The sequence below is a fragment of the bacterium genome (genome assembly GCA_040757115.1).
GTDB lineage: Bacteria > UBA9089 > CG2-30-40-21 > CG2-30-40-21 > SBAY01 > JBFLXS01.
Genome location: JBFLYA010000170.1, coordinates 1 through 8167, shown reverse-complemented (window position 1 = coordinate 8167; position 8167 = coordinate 1). Strand labels below are relative to the sequence as shown.

Genomic DNA, 8167 nt, shown 5'->3' with positions numbered 1-8167 from the left:
TTGTGGAAAACAACAAATTTCCATAAATTTCTATTAGTTTCTATTAATTTCAATTTTTTTAATAATATCTCCCTATCTCCTTAATCTCCACATCTCCTTTTGTTACACCACCTGAACGCTTACAATTATTTGGTCTTTGCCATAGATGCTTTTTGGGTGTTTTTTGGCTATCATATCTATTTTTGCCTATTTTGGAGGTATTTTAGCAAAAATTTTTCCTTGTGTCAACAAAAAAATTCGACCTGTGCAGGTAAATCTCTACTGTTCTGTGACTGCCACCGTTATCTGTGCTCTTGCCTGAAACCTCATGACAACAGAATTGATTATTTGGATGCATTGTTCCCCTCCTAAATTTAAAACTTACTTCTGTTGTCTTTATCGACTTAATCAATCATAAACTTTAACCACTTTAGAAGGGACAACTATATAACACTTCCTCATCTTGATGTCAACTAAGCAGATTATTTCTTTTTTGTCGCTTTGGCATTTTTTATCACCCAAAACTTTCCCCAACCCGTACCATAACTAAAAACCATTTGCAACGCTCTCGAAAATTAAGGAAGATGTTCAGGGGCTTTGTACGTGTTTAGCGTGTTCCAAATTGCGTTGATTTGAGAAGTAACTCTTTGTTAAACAATAGGTAACCGTTCAGGTGGTAATTTACCGCAGAGACGCAGAGGAACAGAGAAATAAATCAGATAACAGAAAAGATTATTGAGGCAATCATTGCACTACATAGGACATCAAAACCAGATTGTTAATCAATCATGAGATGTCGGGCCTCAAAAGCTTGCTCTGATGAAAATCAGGAATGGAATGAAGCGTATGGTAAATAGTTTTTAATTTTTTCTCTGCGTCTCTGTGTCTCTGCGGTGAACGGTTACCTTTATTTCTAATTGCACAGGTCGAAGATTTTTATTTTTGGGAGTGTGAAAGATTGCTTTCGCTTTGTCTTCCTTCACGAGATAATGCTTGCTTTTTACTTAGTCTGAAAGCGGTGGCAAGCCACCGCACTCCATAAACAATTCACCGAGAATTGCTGAAAAAACAAAATTTTGATTGACATATTAAAGGTTTCGTGATAGAATAAAACTATGGCTATTTCACTTATATCAAAGATAAAGATGAGGAAATCTTTGACATTTGCAGAGGGAGAAATATAAAATTTTGTATGTGTTCAAGGTGTAATAAGGGAAAAATGGAAAAAATTTTAATTAACCTAATTAATCTAATCCCTAATCAATGACTAAATGACCAAAACCTATCCTGAATTTAATTCAGGATAGTTATTTTGTTATTCAACATTTTTTAGGTCAATTAGACATTAGAAATTAGAAATTATATCTCCCTTTCCCTTTTTCTCTATTTACACTACCTGAACGGTTACCATTTTCTCATCCTCTCAACTTCTTTCCATTCTATGTCCTGGGTGGTTCTATTTTTTGTCGAGACTTCACTTGGGTAAAGTGTTACAAATTTTCAAATTGCAGGAGTCTAAAGATATTAAATTTACAAAGGAGGAAATAGACTATGACAAAAGAAAGTCAAAAAATTAAGGTATGGAGAAAAGGAGGATGTTGGTATTTGATGGCTCTTGGGTGGAGTTGCTTAATAATACTTGTGAGTTTTCTCGTGATGTGTAAATCATCCAAGTGTGAGAAAATGCCAGAAGAAACATCCTTAATAACAATACCTTTTAAGAGAGGAATTGGATACTGGCCTACTGACTGTTCTAAATCATTTATAGACCGTATTTTCCCCTATCTCCAGCAAGGTGCTGAGATATCTCTTGTTCAGATTCACGACTGGTATGAAATAGAAGACAATGAATTGAAAGAAAAGCGGAAGGTTATTGATGATTGGCTTGAACGAGCCGAAAAAGCTGGATTATTAAAATATGTTGCTATAGAACCTTTCAATGGGGATCGTTCCGCTTTACGCATACCATCCAACTGGAAAGGTGCCCTACCGACTCTTATGAATTCCCAATGGAAAGCCGCATTCCGTAATTATGTATTAAAAATCGTTGACAAACATAAACCACAGTACCTCAACCTTGCAGTTGAGGTTAATATGTACTATCAGCACCATCCGGAGGACTACGGTAACTTCCGTGATATGTTCAATAGCCTCTGCAAGGAAATTAAGCAAATAAGCCCGGATACAAAGGTCTTCTGCTCATACCAGTATGAGCTATTAATAGGTCAATTTGCAGGACAAAAAGGAAAACCTCAGTGGGAACTTTTAGGAGAAAAAGCCGTTGAACAGGATATGTTAGGTATCTCTTCATATCCACTATTCCTGCACAAGCCATACGACCCACAGACCATTTCTAAAGAATACTATCAGCCACTTAAAGAAAAAAACAAACTGCCAATTTTCTTTGCGGAACTCGGTTTTTACTCCTCACCAGATGTCGAACCTCCCAGTTCTCCTGAGAAACAGGCGGAGTTTATACGACGGGTACCTTCTCTTCTGAATGGATTAAATGTAAAGGGTGTATGTTGGGTCAGTTTGTATGATATACCTGACATACCCGTTCTATCGGAATTAAAGAAGGTAGCTCCACAATTCTTTTCGTTGGCACTTCTGGATGACAAGTTGAATCCCAAACCTGCATGGAATGTATGGAAATCTATGCACCCGGAGGAAAAAGAAGTAACAAAGGAAGTAACACAACCATCTCTTAACACAATGGGCGAGATACCCCTTGAAGGCTTTGTGGGAATTGGAACTTCCAAATCGGTTCGACAAGAACATGGAAAACCTCTTGAGTGGTCATACAATATCAAGGCAAACCAATTTGCCATGTTGATTAAACAACAGCCAAACATCAACAAGAGTAGCAGTGGCTTACTCCTTCATCTCCACACTGAACAACCAACCCATATAGCCATAATTCTGGAAGAAGATAGTGGAGCGAGATATGAGTATCGCATGCAAATTTATAGTGGCCCAGGACAAACATATCCTGTATCCTGGCGTAATTTTACCTTGCAAGATGGCACAAAGGATTCCAATAACATTCTGGATATACAACAAGTTAACAAGATAGCATTTCTTGATATATCAGGATTTACAGGCAAGCAAGGTTCGAACCGTCTGAGGTTGGAGAAAATCGAATTGTCGGGTTCTCAAGAAAGGAGGTAACTATTCACCACGAAGGACACGGAGAGCACGAAGTGAAATTTGATGAATTATCGAATTCATGAAGCTCAAATATTGACATATATGGTAATAAGTCAGTTATTTGGGGGAATGAACATTAACCTGCGGAGGACAAAGAAATGAAAATAGTAGGCAAGTAGGTAGTAGGTAAGTAGGAAAGGGATAAAGGATGTGCACGGTATTCCTCTTCTGGGGGCAATGTCTCCCCCTTTCCTACTTTCCTACTCTCCTACTTCCTACTTTCAGGAGAATCCCCCATTTCACTGACCCATTACCATATATGAAATTGGCAAATATCAAGGTTGGTCTATTGATAAATTTCAATGTGGAAAGATTGAAAAAAGGGTAACCGTTCAGGGATATAGCCACAGAGTTACAGAGAACACAGAGGGAATATATAACCACGAATGAACACGAATAATAAAAAGATTTGTAGTGCGAGGCTTTAGCCTCGCTTCTGGCAAACAGGAAAGCGAACCTAATGGTTTTTGCAAAATTAACTTCCACTTTTCTGGAATACCATAAAATAAATTAAAAATCAAACATCAAAATGTAAAATTACAAATCAAAAATCAAAATATTCTCCAGCTACTTTGTTAATTTACAAGTATTTTTGCATTTTGCATTGTAATTTTGATATTTGCATTTTGATATTTACATTAAAGTTCTTCTTGCTATCGCTCTCCCCAAAAGAGGAACCTATTTATGAAAAAGCAATAAGGTTCGCACTACATTTATCGAATGTCACAGGTTAATTCGTGTCCATTTGTGGCTAATTTCTCTAATTCTTTGTGAACTCTGTGCCTCTGTGGCTGAACGGTTACAAAAAACTCAACAGGCAAATGAATAAAAATCCAGTAGCAAACAAAGATAATAACTATGACACTGACGAGGTAGAGACACGCGTTCATACTGCTCTATTGCCCAAAAATATTAACTGGGCAGTGTTAAAAAATATCGGTGTGCAGGTAATCGCCCGGATAATTATAACCGTTTTTAGGTATCTCGGTAATTTTCTCATTTTTCGTTTTTGGGGAGGGGAACGATTTGGACAATATTCGCTCATTCTGATTATATTAAGTTTTGGTGAGACCATTTTAGATTTTGGACTAAATGAAATCTTTGTTCGGGAAGTTCACCAACACCCATATCGAAAACAATCACTATTATCGGCTTTGACATATTCCAAAATGCTCCAGATTATTGTCGCCTATATAGTGATTGTTGGGCTCTTAGTTCTATCGGGATATTCTAAGGAGGTGGTTTATGCCGGGCTCATAGGTGGACTGGAATTAGTATTTTTTGGAGGGATATTTATATATAAGGGATTATTTAAAGCAATGCTTAAGATACAGTGTGATATGATAGCTGAATTGGTGAGTACAGTGGTGTTTTTTGGACTTTTGGTTGAAGTTTGTTATTTTGGCGGAGGACTCTCGGTCATATTTATTGCCTTTGTATGTTCACGAATGGTCTATTTTCTGGTGGCATTTGCCTTAGGACGCCGGGATTACAATTTATACATTGAGCGATGGAATACTGTTGATATTCGAAAGGGGTTTATCGCCGCCTTGCCAATAGGTATATCTATGTTCATGGTCAGTATCTACACCAGCCTGGACATATTTATGCTTTCCTGGATGGATAGTTGGAAATCGGTTGGTCTCTATTCCGCCGCCTATCGGTTTATGCTACCGTTGGTGCTCATCCCTACTGCTCTGATGACCACCTTATATCCCATATTATCGTCTTACTGGGGTCACCGCATGGACGACCTGAGGAAATTATATCAGCAGGGAATGGACTGTTCTATTCTGTTAGCTGGGGCAACATTTTGTGGAGTAGTAGCCGGGGCTGGCTTTCTTATGAATTTGTTTGGTCCAGAGGCAGTAGAAGCCACACCCGCTTTGAGGATATTGGCTCTGACAATCACTATTATGCACCTCAGTGCTATAATAGGACCTATGTTCATTATTATACGACAACAATGGTTTTCGCTTGCCTTTGGTATGGGTGGGGTAATCATCAATGCAACTCTTAATATTCTATTAATTCCGCGATTCAGTTACATAGGTGCCGCAGTCGCTACATGTATGAGAGAAATCACATTAGTAATTCTGGCATTGTTTGTCATACAGCACTTTATTGGTTATCATTTAAAGTGGTGGATATTGGTTAAGGTAGTTATTTCAGTTACCATCAGCTTAGTTGTTATTCAACACATCAGATTATTTGATACTGTTTGGGGAGGATTGCTGGCGGTATTATTTTATGGAATAGGTATAATAGTTACAGGAGCAATTCAGCCCAGACAAATTCAGACTTTTATTCGGAGTGTGCGGGAAAAATCATGAGAATATTATTCGTTACACCCTGTTACAAACCTTACTTAGGTGGAGTGGAACGCGTGGTTGAACAATTATGTCAGCGGTTGTGTATGGATTCTGATGTAGAGGTTTTGGGAATTCTCACCAGTTACTACAGATATCCCGCTGAGATTATGACAGGTTTGCAAGCACAAGAGCAAATAGATGGAGCGACTGTTTTTCGCTTGCGGTTTTTTCCTGAAAAGATGCCATATTTTTATCACCTCGATACTGGATTGTTCGGGCATAATATGAAAAAGGTTATCCAGAGTTTTCAACCAACACATATCCATTATATGGTTTATGATTGGTTTTTACCCAATTTGCAATCTTATTTTCTAAGCCAGAAATACTCAGCACAAATTATGACTATTTTCGTCCACGATTTCCACCTTTCCATAGGCACATATCCATTTTTATGGTTCAACAGGTGGTTGGCGAATCATGTTGATATAGTCCATGTGGTATCACAGTATGGGAAGGAAGTAGTGAAACAATACTTTCACCTTTCCGAAAGTCGAATAGTAATAATACCGCTTGGTTCTGAAGTTCCTAAACAGCCTCATCAAATAGAAAACAACCATCCTGTAACAATATTATCTGTGGGAAGGTTATGTGCCAAGAAGGGACAGATGAATTTAGTTTGCTGTTTTTTACGGATACAGGATAGGATACAATCAGCCTGTCAGTTGATTCTCGTCGGTGATGACGGCGGTGACATGGAAAAGATTCAGCAGGTAGTTAATGAACATCATCTTCAAGATAGAGTGCATCTAATGGGGCATATTTCACAAGATGAATTGGAGTATTGGTATACTAATTCGGATATATTTGCACTTTTAACTAAAGATGAGTCTTTCGGGTTGGTGTTCACTGAAGCTATGGCGGCAGGCATACCGGTAATAACTTATGCAGTGGGACCACTTCCAAAGTTATTAACCAATGGAGCTATTCTGTTACCTCCAGACAATATTGGTATGGTAGAAGAGTCCTTAGTAGAGTTAATCAATAATAAGAATAAACGCCAACAATTAGGACAAGAGGCTCATTCTTTCGCCATCAGTCATTTCTCCTGGAATCAAACGGTAGAACAGATGATTCAGGTATATCGGCGTATTAGTCGGAAGAAATCTTCCCATCAAGGGATAACTATATGAAAGTATTACTCCTTAATCCGTATAGAGATATAAATCGGTATGTTCCTCAACATCTGAGGTCATATGTTTCATTCACACCAGCCAATATTGGTAGATATAGCATACTTCCACTGGACTTTGCTTATCTTGCTGGAGTTTTGCGAGACAAGGTTGATGTTTCCATACTTGATGCTCATGCTCTGGCACTACACCCCGAAGACATCAACTTAAAACCGTATGATGTGGTGGTGGTAAATACCGCACCATACAGTCACTGGCGGTGTAGCCAGACATTTGTGGGACATGTGCACGAGTCAATACATGCCGCTCATCAGGCTGGTGCTCGGGCTATAGTTTATGGACCCCATGCTACTGTGGCACCCGATGATTTCTCCGAAGCTGATTGCGTTATTATAGGTGAGCCGGAAGGGGTAATTGAACAGGCTCTGGAAGGTAATGATAGAAGACTTGGACCGAAATATTTAGAGATTTTGGCGGAGCCAAATTATGAATTATTTGACTTTTTTTTGTATGATTCAAGACGATGTGAGCAAATTTTTGAGAAACTTCCATTTGGAAGAGTAGGGGTGTTAATGTGTAGTCGAGGTTGTCCGTTCAACTGTAGATTCTGTTTTCGTGTCCTGGCACCGTTCAAAATTCGTTCCCACTCCTTAACTTCAATGGAAAAGATATTGCACCAACTTATTGAAGTGCAAGGATGTAAATGTCTTTTCTTCGAAGACCTTACTTTTACCCTGGATAAGAAGCAAACAATTGAATTATGTCGGTTACTTGGTCGATATAAAGTTCCCTATGTAATCCAGACACGGGTTGATTGTGTCGATGAAGAAATTGCTGTGGCACTGGCTCATTCAGGTTGCTACAAGATTGAACTGGGAGTTGAATCTGCTGTGAACTCAGTGCTGGAAGAGTTCAATAAACAAATTGTCTGGACTGATGTGGAGCGGGCTGTCAATATATGTCGTCAGCAGGGTATCCCGAGGGTGATAGCATTTGCTGGTATATTTGCACCGGGAGAAACGAGAAGAACTATAGAAGAAACACGCCGTAAATTTCACCGCTTAGGTCTTCGGTTTTATCCCAATATCTGGTTTCCATATCCAGGGACAATATTATATGAAAAGGCTGTTCAGGATGGATTAATTTCTAATATTGGAGCAGATTGGACGAAACTGTTGCTCCTTGCGGGGACCATTGGAACTAATTATACTGCTGACCATCTACGGCAGATTTGTCAGCAAATTGAATATTCAGAATGGATTCGCGAAAAGATGCTGAAGATACCTCATGTGATTAAACGCATTGGAAAAACTTTGGTAACCGTTCAGGCTATATATCAAAAGTGTAAGAAAGGGGATAAGGAGATAAGAGTGATATGGAGATAAGATAATAGAAATAGATTGAAATTTATAGAAATAGGTAGAAATTGATTGTGGAAAACAACAAATTTCCATAAATTTCTATTAGTTTCTATTA

General features: G+C 38.5%; 5 protein-coding genes. All 5 read left to right on the top strand.

The window, feature by feature from the left end:
- The first annotated feature begins 1530 nt into the window (after positions 1-1530).
- Positions 1531-3150 carry a hypothetical protein gene (locus AB1422_13685; protein MEW6620363.1) on the top strand — a complete coding sequence of 540 codons (1620 nt, stop codon included), beginning with the start codon at positions 1531-1533 and terminating at the stop codon, positions 3148-3150.
- A gap of 187 nt (positions 3151-3337) precedes the next feature.
- Positions 3338-3517, top strand: coding sequence for a GxxExxY protein (locus AB1422_13680; protein ID MEW6620362.1), 180 nt, complete (start codon positions 3338-3340; stop codon positions 3515-3517).
- A gap of 493 nt (positions 3518-4010) precedes the next feature.
- Positions 4011-5522, top strand: coding sequence for a flippase (locus AB1422_13675; GenBank protein ID MEW6620361.1), 1512 nt, complete (start codon positions 4011-4013; stop codon positions 5520-5522).
- Complete coding sequence (locus tag AB1422_13670) at positions 5519-6691, top strand: glycosyltransferase family 4 protein (GenBank protein MEW6620360.1); 1173 nt, start codon at positions 5519-5521, stop codon at positions 6689-6691. The genes AB1422_13675 and AB1422_13670 overlap by 4 nt, the downstream gene beginning before the upstream one ends.
- Positions 6688-8076, top strand: a complete 1389-nt coding sequence (locus tag AB1422_13665) for a radical SAM protein (protein ID MEW6620359.1) — start codon at positions 6688-6690, stop codon at positions 8074-8076. Before AB1422_13670 ends, AB1422_13665 begins: the two co-directional genes overlap by 4 nt.
- The last annotated feature ends 91 nt before the right edge of the window (positions 8077-8167 follow it).

Bases quoted from the DNA above. Each gene is read 5' to 3' on its own strand.
- AB1422_13665 (MEW6620359.1), top strand. From the start codon at position 6,688: ATGAAAGTATTACTCCTTAATCCGTATAGAGATATAAATCGGTATGTT.
- AB1422_13675 (MEW6620361.1), top strand. From the start codon at position 4,011: ATGAATAAAAATCCAGTAGCAAACAAAGATAATAACTATGACACTGAC.
- AB1422_13670 (MEW6620360.1), top strand. From the start codon at position 5,519: ATGAGAATATTATTCGTTACACCCTGTTACAAACCTTACTTAGGTGGA.
- AB1422_13685 (MEW6620363.1), top strand. From the start codon at position 1,531: ATGACAAAAGAAAGTCAAAAAATTAAGGTATGGAGAAAAGGAGGATGT.
- AB1422_13680 (MEW6620362.1), top strand. From the start codon at position 3,338: ATGTGCACGGTATTCCTCTTCTGGGGGCAATGTCTCCCCCTTTCCTAC.